Origin of the sequence: Pseudomonas sp. KBN12P06040, from assembly GCF_037574965.1 — a bacterium.
In the GTDB taxonomy this organism is placed as follows: Bacteria; Pseudomonadota; Gammaproteobacteria; order Pseudomonadales; family Pseudomonadaceae; genus Pseudomonas; species Pseudomonas aeruginosa.
Genome location: NZ_JBBELS010000001.1, coordinates 5621453 through 5635818, shown reverse-complemented (window position 1 = coordinate 5635818; position 14366 = coordinate 5621453). Strand labels below are relative to the sequence as shown.

At 67.9% G+C, this 14366-nt stretch carries 12 protein-coding genes; all 12 read right to left on the bottom strand.

The genetic code is table 11. From position 1 onward, the window contains the following. Positions 1 to 60: 60 nt before the first annotated feature. The 12 genes from purD to ctpL all read right to left on the bottom strand — a co-directional run bounded on the left by purD (position 61) and on the right by ctpL (position 14334). Positions 61 to 1350 (bottom strand): phosphoribosylamine--glycine ligase, encoded by a 1290-nt coding sequence (gene purD, locus VQ067_RS26630; RefSeq protein ID WP_003121117.1) that lies wholly within the window; start codon positions 1348 to 1350, stop codon positions 61 to 63. Between the two features lie 103 nt (positions 1351 to 1453). Further along, entirely contained in the window at positions 1454 to 3061 is a 1608-nt protein-coding gene (gene purH / locus VQ067_RS26625) for a bifunctional phosphoribosylaminoimidazolecarboxamide formyltransferase/IMP cyclohydrolase (RefSeq protein ID WP_003105151.1), read from the bottom strand. A gap of 79 nt (positions 3062 to 3140) precedes the next feature. After that, positions 3141 to 3464 carry a DNA-binding transcriptional regulator Fis gene (fis, locus tag VQ067_RS26620; protein WP_003121116.1) on the bottom strand — a complete coding sequence of 108 codons (324 nt, stop codon included), beginning with the start codon at positions 3462 to 3464 and terminating at the stop codon, positions 3141 to 3143. Further along, on the bottom strand, positions 3461 to 4459 hold the full coding sequence (dusB, locus tag VQ067_RS26615; RefSeq protein WP_003111229.1) for a tRNA dihydrouridine synthase DusB: 999 nt from the start codon (positions 4457 to 4459) through the stop codon (positions 3461 to 3463). The genes fis and dusB overlap by 4 nt, the downstream gene beginning before the upstream one ends. 203 nt (positions 4460 to 4662) lie before the next feature. Then, positions 4663 to 5940, bottom strand: coding sequence for a DUF3426 domain-containing protein (locus VQ067_RS26610; protein WP_033990036.1), 1278 nt, complete (start codon positions 5938 to 5940; stop codon positions 4663 to 4665). A 95-nt stretch (positions 5941 to 6035) separates the two neighbouring features. Further along, positions 6036 to 6920: a 50S ribosomal protein L11 methyltransferase gene (gene prmA, locus VQ067_RS26605; protein ID WP_033937824.1), complete on the bottom strand. Its 885-nt coding sequence runs from the start codon at positions 6918 to 6920 to the stop codon at positions 6036 to 6038. Positions 6921 to 7000: 80 nt separating this feature from the next. Continuing rightward, on the bottom strand, positions 7001 to 7867 hold the full coding sequence (locus tag VQ067_RS26600; protein ID WP_003112326.1) for an EI24 domain-containing protein: 867 nt from the start codon (positions 7865 to 7867) through the stop codon (positions 7001 to 7003). A gap of 110 nt (positions 7868 to 7977) precedes the next feature. Then, positions 7978 to 9327, bottom strand: a complete 1350-nt coding sequence (gene accC, locus VQ067_RS26595; protein ID WP_003095391.1) for an acetyl-CoA carboxylase biotin carboxylase subunit — start codon at positions 9325 to 9327, stop codon at positions 7978 to 7980. A 17-nt stretch (positions 9328 to 9344) separates the two neighbouring features. Then, the gene (gene accB, locus VQ067_RS26590; protein WP_023092662.1) at positions 9345 to 9815 is read right to left on the bottom strand and encodes an acetyl-CoA carboxylase biotin carboxyl carrier protein; all 471 of its coding nucleotides are present in this window, start codon (positions 9813 to 9815) and stop codon (positions 9345 to 9347) included. 23 nt (positions 9816 to 9838) lie between these two features. Next, positions 9839 to 10282: a type II 3-dehydroquinate dehydratase gene (gene aroQ / locus VQ067_RS26585; protein WP_003095385.1), complete on the bottom strand. Its 444-nt coding sequence runs from the start codon at positions 10280 to 10282 to the stop codon at positions 9839 to 9841. Positions 10283 to 10425: 143 nt separating this feature from the next. Next, the gene (locus VQ067_RS26580) at positions 10426 to 12201 is read right to left on the bottom strand and encodes a protein-disulfide reductase DsbD (protein WP_023092661.1); all 1776 of its coding nucleotides are present in this window, start codon (positions 12199 to 12201) and stop codon (positions 10426 to 10428) included. Positions 12202 to 12360: 159 nt separating this feature from the next. Continuing rightward, positions 12361 to 14334 carry a methyl-accepting chemotaxis protein CtpL gene (gene ctpL / locus VQ067_RS26575; protein WP_015503725.1) on the bottom strand — a complete coding sequence of 658 codons (1974 nt, stop codon included), beginning with the start codon at positions 14332 to 14334 and terminating at the stop codon, positions 12361 to 12363. Between the last annotated feature and the right edge of the window lie 32 nt (positions 14335 to 14366).

The window sequence follows — 14366 nt, the reverse complement described above, 5'->3', positions numbered from 1 at the left end:
GGCCGTGGCAACGGCATAGGCCGCGGAAGCGCCGTGCGGCGCCCGCGGCCTCGGGCCCGGTCAGGACTCGCCGCGCTCGCGGGCGATGGCACGGTAGCCGATGTCCTTGCGGTAGAAGCAGCCGTTCCAGCGGATCTTCTCGGCCAGGCGATAGGCCTGTTGCTGGGCGGCGGACACGCTCTCGCCGATGGCGGTGGCGCAGAGCACGCGGCCGCCGGAGGTGACCACCTGGCCATCCTTCAGCGCGGTGCCGGCGTGGAACACCTTGCCGTCCAGCGCGGCGGCCTCGGCCAGGCCTTCGATGACCTCGCCCTTGGCGTAGTCGCCCGGATAGCCGCCGGCGGCCAGTACCACGCCAACGGTCGGACGCGGGTCCCAGGTCGCCTCGACCTTGTCCAGCGCCTTGGCCAGGGCGGCCTCGACCAGCAGGACCAGGGAGGACTCCAGGCGGACCATGATCGGCTGGGTTTCCGGATCGCCGAAGCGGCAGTTGAATTCGATGACCTTGGGCGCGCCGCTCTTGTCGATCATCAGGCCGGCATAGAGGAAGCCGGTATAGACGTTGCCTTCCTCGGCCATGCCGCGCACCGTCGGGTAGATCACTTCGTCCAGCACCCGCTGGTGGACCTCGGCGGTGACCACCGGGGCCGGCGAGTAGGCGCCCATGCCGCCGGTGTTCGGCCCGCTGTCGCCATCGCCGACGCGCTTGTGGTCCTGGCTGGTGGCCATCGGCAGCACGTTCTGGCCGTCGACCATGACGATGAAGCTGGCCTCCTCGCCATCGAGGAACTCCTCGATCACCACGCGCGAGCCGGCGTCGCCGAAGGCATTGCCGGCGAGCATGTCGCGCACGGCGGCTTCGGCTTCGTCCAGGTTCATGGCGACGATCACGCCCTTGCCCGCGGCCAGGCCATCGGCCTTGATGACGATGGGCGCGCCCTGCTCGCGCAGGTAGGCCAGGGCCGGCTCGACCTCGGTGAAGTTGCGATAGGCGGCGGTGGGGATCCGGTGGCGGGCGAGGAAGTCCTTGGTGAAGGCCTTCGAGCCTTCCAGCTGGGCGGCGCCGGCGGTCGGGCCGAAGATATCCAGGCCGCGCTCGCGGAACAGGTCGACCACGCCTGCCACCAGCGGCGCCTCGGGGCCGACGATGGTCAACTGGACGTTCTTCGCGGCGAAGTCGGCCAGTTGCTCCAGGGCCAGCACGTCGATGGCGACGTTCTCGCACTTGGCTTCGGTGGCGGTGCCGGCGTTGCCCGGGGCGACGAAGACCTTCGCCACGCGCGGGTCCTGGGCGACTTTCCAGGCCAGGGCATGTTCACGACCGCCGCTGCCGATGATGAGTACGTTCATGGGGTTCTCCTGGCGCAACGGCGGGTAACGCGCCGCGTTATCCGCCCTGCGTGAAATTCGTGGGTAGGGCGGCTGACCGCATCGCGCTCAGCCGCCGTGATACTCAATGGCGGAAATGGCGCATGCCAGTGAACACCATCGCGATATCCGCCTCGTCGGCCGCCGCGATCACTTCGTTGTCGCGCATCGAGCCGCCCGGCTGGATCACCGCGGTGATGCCGGCCTTGGCCGCGTTGTCGATGCCGTCGCGGAACGGGAAGAAGGCGTCCGAGGCCATCACCGCGCCTTTCACTTCCAGGCCGGCGTGCTCGGCCTTGATCGCGGCGATCCGTGCGGAGTTGACCCGGCTCATCTGGCCGGCGCCGACGCCGACGGTCTGGCGGTTCCTGGCGTAGACGATGGCGTTGGACTTGACGAACTTGGCCACCTTCCAGGCGAAGATCAGGTCGTGGATCTCCTGCTCGGTGGGCGCGCGGCGAGTGACGATCTTCAGGTCCTCGGCCTTGATCATGCCGATGTCGCGGCTCTGTACCAGCAGGCCGCCGTTGACCCGCTTGAAGTCCCAGCCCGGGGCGCGCTCGGCTGGCCATTCGCCGCATTCGAGCAGGCGTACGTTGGCCTTGGCGGCGACCACCTCGCGGGCGGCGGCGGAAATCTTCGGTGCGATGATCACCTCGACGAACTGGCGCTCGACGATGGCCTTGGCGGTTTCGCCGTCCAGCTCGCGGTTGAAGGCGATGATGCCGCCGAACGCCGATTCGCTATCGGTGGCGTAGGCCAGGTCGTAGGCCTTGCGGATGCCGCCTTCGTCTTCCGGCACCACGGCGACGCCGCAGGGGTTGGCATGCTTGACGATCACGCAGGCCGGCTTGAGGAAGCTCTTCACGCATTCCAGGGCGGCGTCGGTGTCGGCGACGTTGTTGAACGACAGTTCCTTGCCCTGCAACTGGATGGCGGTGGAGACGCTGGCCTCGCCCTTCTTCGCCTCGACGTAGAACGCCGCGCTCTGGTGCGGGTTCTCGCCGTAGCGCATTTCCTGGGCCTTGACGAACTGGCTGTTGAAGGTGCGCGGGAAGGCGCCGCGGTCGGCGGTGCCTAGGGTATCGCGGGTCTGGTCGATGGTACCCAGGTAGTTGGCGATCATGCCGTCGTAGGCGGAGGTGTGCTCGAACGCCTTGAGGGCCAGGTCGAAACGCTGGGCGTAGGTCAGGCCGCCGGCCTTGAGGGATTCGATCACGGCGGCGTAGTCGCCGGCATTGACCACGATGGCGACATCCTTGTGGTTCTTCGCCGCCGAACGGACCATGGTCGGCCCGCCGATATCGATGTTCTCGATGGCGGTAGGCAGGTCGCAGTCGGGCCTGGCCACCGTGGCCTCGAAGGGATACAGGTTGACCGCCACCAGGTCGATCGGCTTGATGCCGTGCTGCTCCATGACCGCGCCGTCCAGGTCGCGGCGACCGAGGATACCGCCGTGCACCTTCGGGTGCAGGGTCTTCACCCGACCGTCCATCATTTCCGGGAAGCCGGTGTAGTCGGCCACTTCCACGGCAGAGATGCCGTTGTCCCGGAGCAGCTTGTAGGTGCCGCCGGTGGAAAGGATTTCCACGCCGAGGGCGACCAGCTCACGGGCGAAGTCGACGACGCCGGTCTTGTCGGAAACGCTGATCAGCGCGCGGCGGATGGGCAGGCGGGTGGTTTGGTCGGTCATTGCAAGGGTCCTGAGGGCTGGCTTCCGGCCGCGGGTGCCGGCCGGGACGCGCGCCCTTGGCCGGAGCCCGCCGCCGCTCTTAAAGAAGGTCGTATTGCTTGAGTTTCTTGCGCAGGGTCCCGCGGTTCAGGCCGAGCAGCTCGGAGGCCTTGGTCTGGTTCCCCTTGACGTGGTTCATGACGGTTTCCAGCAGCGGCGCTTCGACTTCGCAGAGCACCATGTTGTAAACGTCCGTGACCGGCTGCCCTTCGAGGTGGGCGAAGTAGTTGTGCAATGCCTTCTCCACGCTGTCGCGCAGGGTCTGCCCTTCTTGCGTCGGCGTGGTGAGGTGCTGTTTCAGGTTGGCGTTGTCGCTCACGGGCGTTGTTCCACTCACTAAAGTCTCGGTCGTCATCGTTGTCATGCGGCCACCCCTGTTCCGTTGTTCTGGCGCTCGGCGAAGAACTGCCTGACGCTGGCGCACTGCGCATCCGTGTCCTGCAAACGATTGAACTGGGCGCGGAATTCCCTTGCGCCCGGCAGAGTCGCGAGATACCACCCCACATGCTTGCGGGCGATCCGCACACCCATTTCTTCCCCATAAAAAAGGTGCAGCTCCGCGAGGTGTTCGAGCAGGATGCTCTGCACTTCGGGAAGCGGCGCCGCCGGCAGGTGCTCGCCGGTCCGCAGGTAATGGTCGATCTCGCGGAAAATCCACGGTCTTCCCTGGGCGGCCCGACCGATCAGCAGGGCATCCACCCCGGTCTGCTCGATGACTTTCCTGGCCTTCTCCGGCGAATCGATGTCGCCATTGGCGAACACCGGTATCGACACGGCCTGCTTGATCGCCGCGATGGTCTCGTACTCCGCCTCCCCGGTGTACAGGTCGGCGCGGGTCCGGCCATGTACCGCAAGAGCCTGGATCCCCGCCTGTTCGGCGAGCCTCGCGACGCTGACGCCGTTACGGTTGTCCCGGTCCCAGCCGGTCCGGATCTTCAGGGTGACCGGTACGTCGACCGCCCTGACCACGGCATCGAGGATCTCGGCGACCAGCGCCTCGTCCCGCAGCAGGGCGGACCCCGCTGCCTTGTTGCATACCTTCTTCGCCGGGCAGCCCATGTTGATGTCGATGATCTGCGCACCGAGTTCCACATTGCGCTGCGCGGCCTCGGCCAGCATGGCCGGATCGCCGCCGGCGATCTGCACAGAGCGCGGCTCGTCCTCGCCATCGTGGATCAGGCGCAGGCGCGACTTGCGGCTGTTCCACAGGCGGACGTCGCTGGTCACCATCTCCGATACCACCATCCCGGCGCCAAGGCGACGGCAAAGCTGACGGAACGGACGATCGGTCACCCCGGCCATCGGCGCGAGGATCAGTCTGTTGGGCAGTGTATATGGGCCGATGCGTACCACCGACATGGGGCTTCCCTGTCTTGCGGTGCTGCGAAAAAAGGGAGGGCATGATACCCGCTCTGGATGACCGGATAAAGGCTGTTTTGGATAAATTCTGAACAGCCGATTCCTTAGTTCTTACAGTTGGAAGACGAGCGGCACTTGCGCCTGGCGCTCCGCGCGAGCGGGTGGGCGTAGCGGCCCGGCGGCGACCGGCGAGGTCTTTCCGGTCACTCCGGGGAATGGAAGCTCAGGCTGTAGTTCACCGCCTTCGGACCCGGGTCGAGGATGTCCAGCGACACGTGGATCGGTACCTGCGGTGGCATTTCCGTTCGTCCGGCCAGCTCGCCGCCGAGGTACTCGCCGGGCTTGAAGCGGCGATTGGCGATGAGGTGGCCGTTGAGGTCGGCGAAGCGCAGTTCCAGCAGCGGGAACGGCTGCGAGAAGCTGGCGCGGTTGTAGATGATCGCGTCGACCACCAGCGCGCCGCTGAATTCGGGATGGCTGCGGACCACCAGGTTGCTGCTCCTGATCTGCTCCACGTCGACCTTGGAGGGAAGGGTGCAGCCGATTTCCGGGCAGAGCTGGGCGAACCAGGGGCGATAGGCGTCCTGGCGCGCCAGCTCGTCGAAATGGTAGGCGACGTACTGAGCGGCGAGACCACCCAGCGCCAGCAGGATCAGCAGCAGCCAACCGAGACGCCGCGGCCATTGGCGCCGGGGCTTCTCCCAGGCCAGTTGCAGCGGCTCGTCGCGCAACTGGTCGAGACTCTCGACCGGCGCCTCGTCCGGCTTGCGGGCGCTGCCCAGGGGCGCGACGGACTGTTCCTCGGCGCTTTCCTCGTCGTCTTCATCCAGGGCGCTCAGTCCGTGGCGGCGCTTGCCGAGGCGGGGCTCGTCGTCATCGTCGTCATCGAGGCTGAGGCGAAGTTCCGGCGGATCCTCGGCGCGGCGCAGCGGCACGAAGGATACCCGCTCTTCCGCCAGCGGTTCGCCGAGGCTCGGTTCCTGGCGCGGATTGCCGCGCGCCGGCTGGGCTGGTTCGGCATCGGCGATCAGCGCCTCGGCCCAGCGTTCGTCGTGTGGATCGCGTTCGTCGTCGCGGCGCGCCAGCAGGCTCTCCGCCGGTCGCGGGGCCTTCTCGATGCTGGAGAACTCCTGGTTCAGCTCGAATTCGTCGAGCTTGGCCAGTTCCTCGTCGAGGTTGAGGCTGTCCAGATCGAGGTCGTCATGGATCCACAGGGTTTCGTCGCGCGGGCGCGCTGCCGGGGGCGCGGCCGAGGTGGCGGCCGCGACGCTGGGCGCGGGTGGCGGAGCGGCGGCCGGCTTCGCTTCGGCTGCCGAAGGAGCGTTCGCGCGCGGCGCGCCACCGACCTGGTGTTGCAGGGCGTTGAAGACTTTCAGGCAGGTGCCGCAGCGGACCGCGCCATTGGCGGCGCCCAGTTGCGCGTCGTTGACGCGGAAACTGGTGCTGCAATGGGGACATTGGGTGATGACGCTTTCGCTCATGCGGCGATCCGTAGGAAAAATCCGGCGGCTAGTCTACCCCAAGCTTCTTGCACGAAGGCAGTGGGGCGGGATCAGTGGTGGCTGGCGGTGCGCCATCAATCGGCGCGGCGGCGGCCGCTGATGCGGATCCAGCCTTCGCGCTCGGCGGTCGGGTCGAGATCGAAGTGTGCGGAGTAGGCCGCGCGGACCTCCTCGGCCTGCTCGGCGAGGATGCCGGACAGCGCCAGCAGGCCGCCGGGACGTACCAGGCCGGTCAGTTGCGGGGCGAGGGAAACCAGCGGGCCGGCGAGGATATTGGCGACCAGCACGTCGGCCTGTCGCTGCGGCAGGTCCGCCGGCAGGTAGACAGGGAACCGCGCGGGCTCGATACCGTTGCGCGAGGCATTGTCGCGCGAGGCTTCCAGGGCCTGTGGATCGATGTCGCTGCCGACCGCCCGTTCGGCGCCGAGCAGCAGCGCGGCGATGGCGAGGATTCCCGAGCCGCAACCGAAGTCGAGCACCTGCCGGCCGGCCAGTTCCTGGCCGTCGAGCCATTCCAGGCACAGCGCGGTGGTCGGGTGGGTGCCGGTGCCGAAGGCCAGGCCCGGATCGAGCAGCAGGTTGACCGCGTCCGGCTCGGGGGCGGCGTGCCAGCTCGGCACGATCCACAGGCGGCGGCCGAAACGCATCGGCTGGAAGTTGTCCATCCAGCTGCGTTCCCAATCCTGGTCGGCGATTTCCTCGACATGGTGCTCGGGCAGGTCGCCGCCGGTAAGCAAGGCGAGGTGGGCGAGCAGGGCGGTCTCGTCGGTGTCCGCTTCGAACAGCGCCAGCAGGTGGGTGCGCGACCACAGCGGGGTGGTGCCGAGGTCCGGCTCGAAGATCGGCTGGTCTTCGGCGTCCATGAAGGTCACGGAGACGGCGCCGACTTCGAGCAGGGCGTCTTCGTAGGTTTCGGCCTGTTCCGGGGTGATGGCCAGGCGAACTTGTAACCAGGGCATGGGGCGACCTCTGTTGCGGCTGTAAACGAAACGGGCCGCCCAGGGGCGACCCGTTTTCCACCGCGCAAGCTTACTTGAGGCTAGCCGGCGCTGCCACTCTCTGCCGTGGCCTCGCCGCGCAGTTGCGCCAGGCCGCGATTGGCCAGGTGGCAGGTACCGCCGCCGAGCACCGCCGGCAGCAGCAGGTTGAGCAGCGGCACCAGCGCCAGGAGCAGTATCAGCAGGCCGAACAGCAACAGGCTGCCGCGGCGAGCACGAAGCACGGCGAGCTGCTCGCCGGCATCGGCCAGCCCGGCCAGCGTGGCGGGCAGCAGGAAGCGGATGTTCAGGTAGGCCAGCGCCAGCAGCAGGAGTACACCGTTGTAGAGCGGAACCAGCAGGCCGACCAGGATCGATCCGGAAACGCCCAGCCAGGGTGCTAGGCGGAAGCCGGCGGCACGCCACAGCGAGATCCTTTCGCCGGAGGCAGGTGCCAGTCGCGGGTAGCGTTGGCGGACCTGTTCCTTCAGTTGTCCGAGCAGGCCGATGCGCAGGCCCAGGCGGATGCCGAAGACGATGCTGGCGGCGTACAGGGCGACGAAGAACAGCGCGGCATAGCCGACGAAATAGAACGCCAGTTGCGCCAGTCCTGCCAGGCCGTTGAAGGCCGCCAGCGGATCGAAGTACGGGCCACCGCTGCCGGCCTCGATCAGCGAGCCGCTGGGGATCAGGGCGAAGTTGGCCACGCTGAATGCCGTGTACAGCGCGGCCCAGCCGCAGAGGCGGATGATCGGTTCGAAGAAATGCACGAACAGCCAGGTGCACAGCACGCTGACGAGAATGCACAGGCTCGCGGAGCGGAAGAGTGCGGCGGGTTGCAGGCTTTCCCTGAAGCCCAGGGCGAAGCAGGTCGCGGCCTCGGTCGCGGCGGCCAGCGATTGGCGGTACCAGCGGCGGATGCGTTCCATGCAGGAGTCCGGTGGTGGAGGGGCGACGAGGATAGCACCGTTGGGGCGGCCGGCAGGCGGAAACGACAAGGGCCGCCCGGAGGCAGCCCTTGTGCGCAGCGACTGACGGATCAGTGCTTGTCCATACCCAGTTTCTTCTCCAGGTAGTGGATGTTCACCCCGCCCTTGCAGAAGGCGGCGTCGCGCACCAGGTCCTTGTGCAGTTCGGTATTGGTCTTGATACCGTCGACGATCAACTCGTCCAGGGCATTGCGCATCCGCGCCAGCGCCTCGTCGCGGTCGGCACCGTAGGTGATGACCTTGCCGACCAGCGAGTCGTAGTTCGGCGGTACGCTGTAGCCGCTGTAGAGGTGCGAGTCGACGCGCACGCCGTTGCCGCCGGGGGCGTGGAAGTGCTTGACCTTGCCCGGGCTGGGCATGAAGGTCTTCGGGTCTTCGGCGTTGATCCGGCATTCCAGCGCATGGCCGCGGATGACCACGTCCTCCTGGCGGATCGAGAGCTTCTCGCCGGAGGCGATGCGCAGCATCTCCTTGACGATGTCGACACCGGTGACCATCTCCGATACCGGGTGCTCCACCTGCACGCGAGTGTTCATCTCGATGAAGTAGAAGCGGCCGTTCTCGTAGAGGAACTCGAAGGTGCCGGCGCCGCGGTAGCCGATCTCGATGCAGGCCTGGACGCAGCGGGCGAAGACTTCCTGGCGGGCCTTCTCGTCGATGCCGGGGGCCGGCGCCTCTTCGATTACCTTCTGGTGGCGGCGCTGCAGGGAGCAGTCGCGGTCGCCGAGGTGGATGGCGTTGCCCTGGCCGTCGGAAAGCACCTGGACTTCCACGTGGCGCGGGTTGGTCAGGAACTTCTCCAGGTAGACCATCGGGTTGCCGAACGCCGCGCCGGCCTCGGTGCGGGTCAGCTTGGCCGACTTGATCAGCTCGGATTCGTCGTAGACCACGCGCATGCCGCGCCCACCGCCGCCGCCGGCGGCCTTGATGATCACCGGGTAGCCGACCTCGCGGGCGATCGCCAGGGCGGTCTCTTCATCTTCCGGCAGCGGGCCGTCGGAGCCCGGCACGGTGGGGACGCCGGCGCGCTTCATGGCGTCCTTGGCCGAGACCTTGTCGCCCATCAGGCGGATCACCTCGGCGGTCGGGCCGACGAAGGTGAAGCCGGAGCGTTCGATCTGCTCGGCGAAGTCGGCGTTCTCGGCGAGGAAGCCGTAGCCGGGGTGGATCGCGGTGGCGCCGGTGACCTCGGCCGCGGCGATGATCGCCGGGATCTGCAGGTACGACTGGGTGGCCGGGGCCGGACCGATGCACACCGATTCGTCGGCGAGCGACAGGTGCATCAACTCGCGGTCGGCGGTGGAGTGTACCGCCACCGTCTTGATCCCCAGCTCCTTGCATGCGCGAAGGATGCGCAAGGCGATTTCGCCGCGGTTGGCGATCAGCACTTTTTCCAACATCGCAGGTTCCCCGCGGCTTAGACGATGGTGAATAGCGGCTGGTCGAACTCAACCGGCTGGCCGTTCTCCACCAGGATCGACTCGATGGTGCCGCTAATTTCGGCTTCGATGTGGTTCATCATCTTCATGGCTTCGACGATGCACAGGATGTCGCCTTTCTTCACGCTCTGGCCGACTTCGACGAAGTTGGCCGAGGTCGGCGAGGCGGCGCGGTAGAAGGTGCCGACCATCGGCGAGCGAACCACGTTGCCGTTCAGCTTCGGAGCGGCCGGGGCGCTTTCCGCGGCAGCGGCGGCCGGAGCGGCGGCTGCCGGCGCCGGCGCGGCGACCGGAGCGGCGAAGGCCGGAGCCTGTGCGTACACCGGCTGGGCGGCGGTCTTGCTGTGGCGGCTGATGCGTACCGACTCTTCGCCTTCGCGGATTTCCAGCTCGTCGATACCGGACTCTTCCAGCAGCTCGATCAGTTTCTTGACTTTACGAATGTCCATTAGCGCTAGCACTCCCAGTGAGGTCAGGGGCGTTGAAGTTGTTCAAGGGCGGATTCCAGGGCCAGGCGGTAGCCTGTGGCGCCGAGACCGCAGATCACCCCTACCGCCACGTCGGAGAAGTAGGAGTGATGCCGGAAAGGTTCACGTTTGTGCACGTTCGACAGGTGCACTTCGATGAATGGGATGCTCACCGCAAGCAGCGCGTCACGTAACGCGACGCTGGTATGGGTGAATGCCGCCGGATTGATGATGATGAAGTCCACGCCTTCGTCGCGCGCGGCATGGATCCGGTCGATCAGTTCGTATTCGGCGTTGCTTTGCAGATGCAGCAGGTGGTGGCCGGCTTCGCGGGCGCGGCGCTCGAGGTCCTGGTTGATCTGCCCGAGGGTGGTCGAACCGTAGGTGCCGGGCTCGCGGGTGCCCAGCAGGTTCAGATTCGGCCCGTGCAATACGAGGAGGGTCGCCATTGTCTTGTTGATTGTCCTGTACAGGCTGCAAACGGCAAGCGGGCACTATGCCGGAATTTCCGTATGACTGTCCAGTCACTGTTAGATTGCAGTAGATCGCCGCATGTTGACCGGCAATTGCGGCAGAAGTATGTCAGCGCATGTCACTGCCGGGTAGCGGCCCGGCGCAGTCGTTCGGCGAGCCCGGCGGCGTCGATCTCTCCGATGACGCGCAAGTCGCTCCATTCGTCACCGCCCGGGGCGAAGAACAGGATCGCCGGCGGACCGAACAGGTTGTAGCGGTCCAGCAGGCCGCGCTGGGCCGGGTTGCTTTCGGTGATGTCGAAGCGCAGCAGGCGGTAGGCCGGCAGTCGTGCCTGCACCGTGGGATCGGTGAGAACCTGGCGCTCGATGACCTTGCAACTGATGCACCAGTCCGCATACCAGTCCAGCAGCACCGGCTTGCCGGCCTGGCGTGCCTCGGCCAGGGCGGCGTCCAGCTGCGCCGGGGTGGTCAGGTTCTGCCATTCGCCGGGCGTGCTCGGTGGCCCGGCGTGGATCGACGGCACCGAGCGGCCCAGCGGATGGATCGGGTCCGACTCGCCCTGCAGGGCGCCGATCCAGGCGGCCACCGCGTAGGTCAGGAACATCAGGCCAAGCAGTTGCAGCAGGCGGCGTGCGGCGCTCTTCGGGGTGAATTCGAGGGCGCCCAGGGCCAGGCCGGCGCCGCCGGCGAGCATGCCCCAGAGCATCAGCGCCACCGGGCCGGACACCACCCGCTCCAGCAGCCACACGGCGACCGCCAGCAACAGCACGCCGAAGGCGTTGCGCACGCCGTTCATCCAGGCTCCGCTCTTGGGCAGCAGGGCGCCGCCGCCGGCGCCGAAGACCACCAGCGGCGTACCCATGCCCAGGCCGAGGGCGAACAGTTGCAGGCCGCCCCCCCAGGCATCGCCGCTGGCGCTGATATAGAGCAGCGAGGCGGCCAGCGGGGCGGAGACGCAGGGCGAGACCAGCAGGCTGGAAAGCACGCCGAGGGTGGCCGCGCCGAGGATCGAGCCGCCGCGCGCATCGCCGGCCAGGCGGTCGAGCGGTTCGCGGATGAAGCCGGGCAGGCGCAGCTCGAAGAAGCCGAACATGGCCACGGCGAACAGCGCGAAGAACGCCGCGAATGGCACCAGTACCCAGGGCGACTGCAATTGCGCCTGGAGATTGAGGCTGGCGCCGAACATGCCCATCAGCGCGCCGAGCAGGGCGAAGCAGAGCGCCATCGGCAGCACGTAGGCGAGCGACAGGACGAAGCCGCGACCACCGCCCGGCCGGCCGCGCAGGACCACTCCGGAGAGGATCGGCAGCATCGGCAGCACGCAGGGGGTGAAGGTCAGGGTCAGGCCGGCGAGGAAGAAGAACAGCAGGCTGCGCTTGCCCTTGTGCTCGAGCGGGCCCTTGCCGGCCGCGTCGCTCGCGGCTGGCGTCGCGGCACCGCCGTCGATGTCGAAGCGCCTGGTTTCCGGGGGGTAGCAGAGGCCCTTGTCGGCGCAGCCCTGGTAGGTCACCACCAGGGTATAGGGCTGCCGGGCCGGGTTGTTCAGGGGAATCTCCAGGTCGACGATGTTGTAGTAGACCTCGGTATCGCCGAAGTACTCGTCGTGGTGCTGCTTGCCCGCCGGCAGTTGCACCTGGCCGAGGCTGACCTGGGCTGGCTCGACCTTGAACTGGAAGCGGTGGCGGTAGAGGTAGTAGCCCTCGGCGTTGACGAAGCGCAGCAGCACGTGCTGCGCGTCGCTGCGCTCGACGCTGGGCTTGAACGCCTGGTCGACCTTGAGGAAGTCGCCGCCATCGAGGCCGCCGCCGAGGGAGGCGCCGGGACGGCTGTCGAACAGGCCCGCGCCGGCGGGCAGGGCGACCAGCAGGAGGATCAGGGTCAGCAGGCGGCGCATGGATATCTCGTCGGATCAAAAGCCGGAATGATAGCGGAAAGCCGGGCCCGATCGAGCCCCGTGCGGCTGATCAGGTCCTGCCCCGGTTCCGCTGAGCGGTATCCGACCGGTGCGAAGCCAGACGGTTCCTCTGGCGCCTTGCGGCACGTCGCCGCAGGGTCACAGGCGGAAGGCCTGCACCGTGGTGCGCAGGTCGCCGCCCAGTTGCCGCAGTTGCTCGCCCTGTTCGCGGCTATGGCCGATCAGCCGCAGATTTTCCCCGCCCAGAGCGTGGATGCGTTCGCTGTGCGAGCGAATCTCGCCGACCGCCTGGCTCTGCTGGGTCGAGCCTTCGGCGATGCGTTCGGCCATCACGCCGATGGTATGGATCGCGGCGACCACTTCGTCCAGTGCGCCCTCCGCCGCGCCGGCCTGTTCGGCGGTGCGTTCGGCATGCTCGACCTGGCTGCGCATGGCCTCCACCGATTGCCGCGCGGCCTGTTGCAGGCGGCCGATGAGCTGCTGGATCTCCTCGGTGGCGCCGGCGGTGCGCTGGGCCAGCGAGCGGACTTCCTCGGCGACCACGGCGAAGCCGCGGCCCTGGTCGCCGGCGCGGGCGGCCTCGATGGCGGCATTGAGGGCGAGCAGGTTGGTCTGTTCGGCGATCGAGCGGATCACCGTCAGCACGCTGCCAATGGTCGCCGACTCCTCGGCCAGGCGCTCGATCGACTGGGCGTTGCCCTGCACCTCGTCGACCAGCTCGCGCAGGCCGCCCAGGCTCTCGCCGATCACCCGCTGGCCGTGCTCCACTGCCTGGCCTGCGCTGCGACTGGCGTCGGCGGTCTGGCTGGCGTCTCCGGCGACCTGCTGGATCGCCGCTTCCATGTCGCCGAGGGCGTCGCGGATCTGCCCGGTATCGCCGGCCTGGCGCTCGACCCCGGCATGCAGGCCGCTGCTGACCTCGGCCAGGGTCTGGCTGCTGCCGGCGACCTGTTCGGCGCGGCGGTGGATCGCGCCGACCAGCTCGGCGAGGAAGCTGCGCAGGCGGTTCAGCGAATCCTCCAGGTTGCGCAGGTCCTCGGTGCGGGTACGCAGGGATATGGGGCGTGAGAAGTCGCCGTCGGCCCAGGCCGAGAGCGCCGGCACCAGTTGCCCGAGGACCCGTGCCAGGCGCCTTTGCAGGCTGTCGATGGCGAGGGCGATGAGCAGGATCAGGGCGATCATCCCACCCTGGATCAGGCGTACCTGGCTTTGCAGGCGCTGGCGCTCGCCGCGCACCTGCGGTTCCAGGGTGGCCAGGGCCTGGCGCACCGCGTCCAGTTTGGCGCCGGTGTCGGCGGACAGTTGCTGGCGACGCTCGATCAGGTCGCGGGTGCGGCGCAACTCGTCCGGATAGCGTTGCAGCAGGCTGGCGAGTTCGCGCCGCAGCGCCACGCCGCGGTCTTCGGCATTGCCGGCGCCAGCCTCGGCGTCGCCGGCCAGCCCCATCATGGCGGCGAAGTCGTCGCTGGCCGAGCGCTGTTCGTCGAGCACGCCGAGCAACGGCAAGGCCTCGATCCGCCCGGCCTGCTCGCGCAGGTTGGCCAGTTCGCGCTCGACGTCGCCGGCCAGGGCCGGGTTGGCGCTTTCCACCAGCTTGGCGCGGGCCAGGCTGAGGCGGGTCAGGTGCAGGCTGGCGAGCAGCAGCGGGGTGCGGTAGGCGCCGGCCTGGGGCTGCTCCGTCGCGGCATCCAGGTAGGCGGACCATTGTTCCAGGTTGCCGGCGAGGTCGCGCTCGGCCTGTAGCAGCAGGCCCTGCGGGTCGCCGGCGAGCTTGCCGGCGGCGAGCAGGTCGCCGGCGCTGAATTCGCGCAACTCCGCGAGGCTTGGCGCGAGGGTCCTGGCGAGGTCCGGCGGTAGCTCCGGCAAGGCCTCGGCGAGGCTTTCCAGGGCCTGCAGCGCGGCCTGCTGGCGTACGGCGTCGCCGCTGCCGAGGTACTGGCGGACGTTGCGCGCGACCTGTTCGTCGAAGCGCTGCGACAGCTCCAGGTACTGGTCGAGCAACTGGAACGGGCGCTCCATGGCGCGTTGCGACCACCACAGGGTGATTCCCAGGGCGAGGCAGACGGTGAGCAGGAGCAGGGTGTTGAGATTGGTGAGTTGCTTGAGGCGCATGGCGGGTCTCGTCCGACTACGGAGCGGCGAGA

What these genes read in the sequence shown, in the direction of transcription:
- purD (WP_003121117.1), bottom strand. Translation starts at nt 1,350, where the DNA reads ATGAACGTACTCATCATCGGCAGCGGCGGTCGTGAACATGCCCTGGCC.
- purH (WP_003105151.1), bottom strand. Translation starts at nt 3,061, where the DNA reads ATGACCGACCAAACCACCCGCCTGCCCATCCGCCGCGCGCTGATCAGC.
- fis (WP_003121116.1), bottom strand. Translation starts at nt 3,464, where the DNA reads ATGACAACGATGACGACCGAGACTTTAGTGAGTGGAACAACGCCCGTG.
- dusB (WP_003111229.1), bottom strand. Translation starts at nt 4,459, where the DNA reads ATGTCGGTGGTACGCATCGGCCCATATACACTGCCCAACAGACTGATC.
- VQ067_RS26610 (WP_033990036.1), bottom strand. Translation starts at nt 5,940, where the DNA reads ATGAGCGAAAGCGTCATCACCCAATGTCCCCATTGCAGCACCAGTTTC.
- prmA (WP_033937824.1), bottom strand. Translation starts at nt 6,920, where the DNA reads ATGCCCTGGTTACAAGTTCGCCTGGCCATCACCCCGGAACAGGCCGAA.
- VQ067_RS26600 (WP_003112326.1), bottom strand. Translation starts at nt 7,867, where the DNA reads ATGGAACGCATCCGCCGCTGGTACCGCCAATCGCTGGCCGCCGCGACC.
- accC (WP_003095391.1), bottom strand. Translation starts at nt 9,327, where the DNA reads ATGTTGGAAAAAGTGCTGATCGCCAACCGCGGCGAAATCGCCTTGCGC.
- accB (WP_023092662.1), bottom strand. Translation starts at nt 9,815, where the DNA reads ATGGACATTCGTAAAGTCAAGAAACTGATCGAGCTGCTGGAAGAGTCC.
- aroQ (WP_003095385.1), bottom strand. Translation starts at nt 10,282, where the DNA reads ATGGCGACCCTCCTCGTATTGCACGGGCCGAATCTGAACCTGCTGGGC.
- VQ067_RS26580 (WP_023092661.1), bottom strand. Translation starts at nt 12,201, where the DNA reads ATGCGCCGCCTGCTGACCCTGATCCTCCTGCTGGTCGCCCTGCCCGCC.
- ctpL (WP_015503725.1), bottom strand. Translation starts at nt 14,334, where the DNA reads ATGCGCCTCAAGCAACTCACCAATCTCAACACCCTGCTCCTGCTCACC.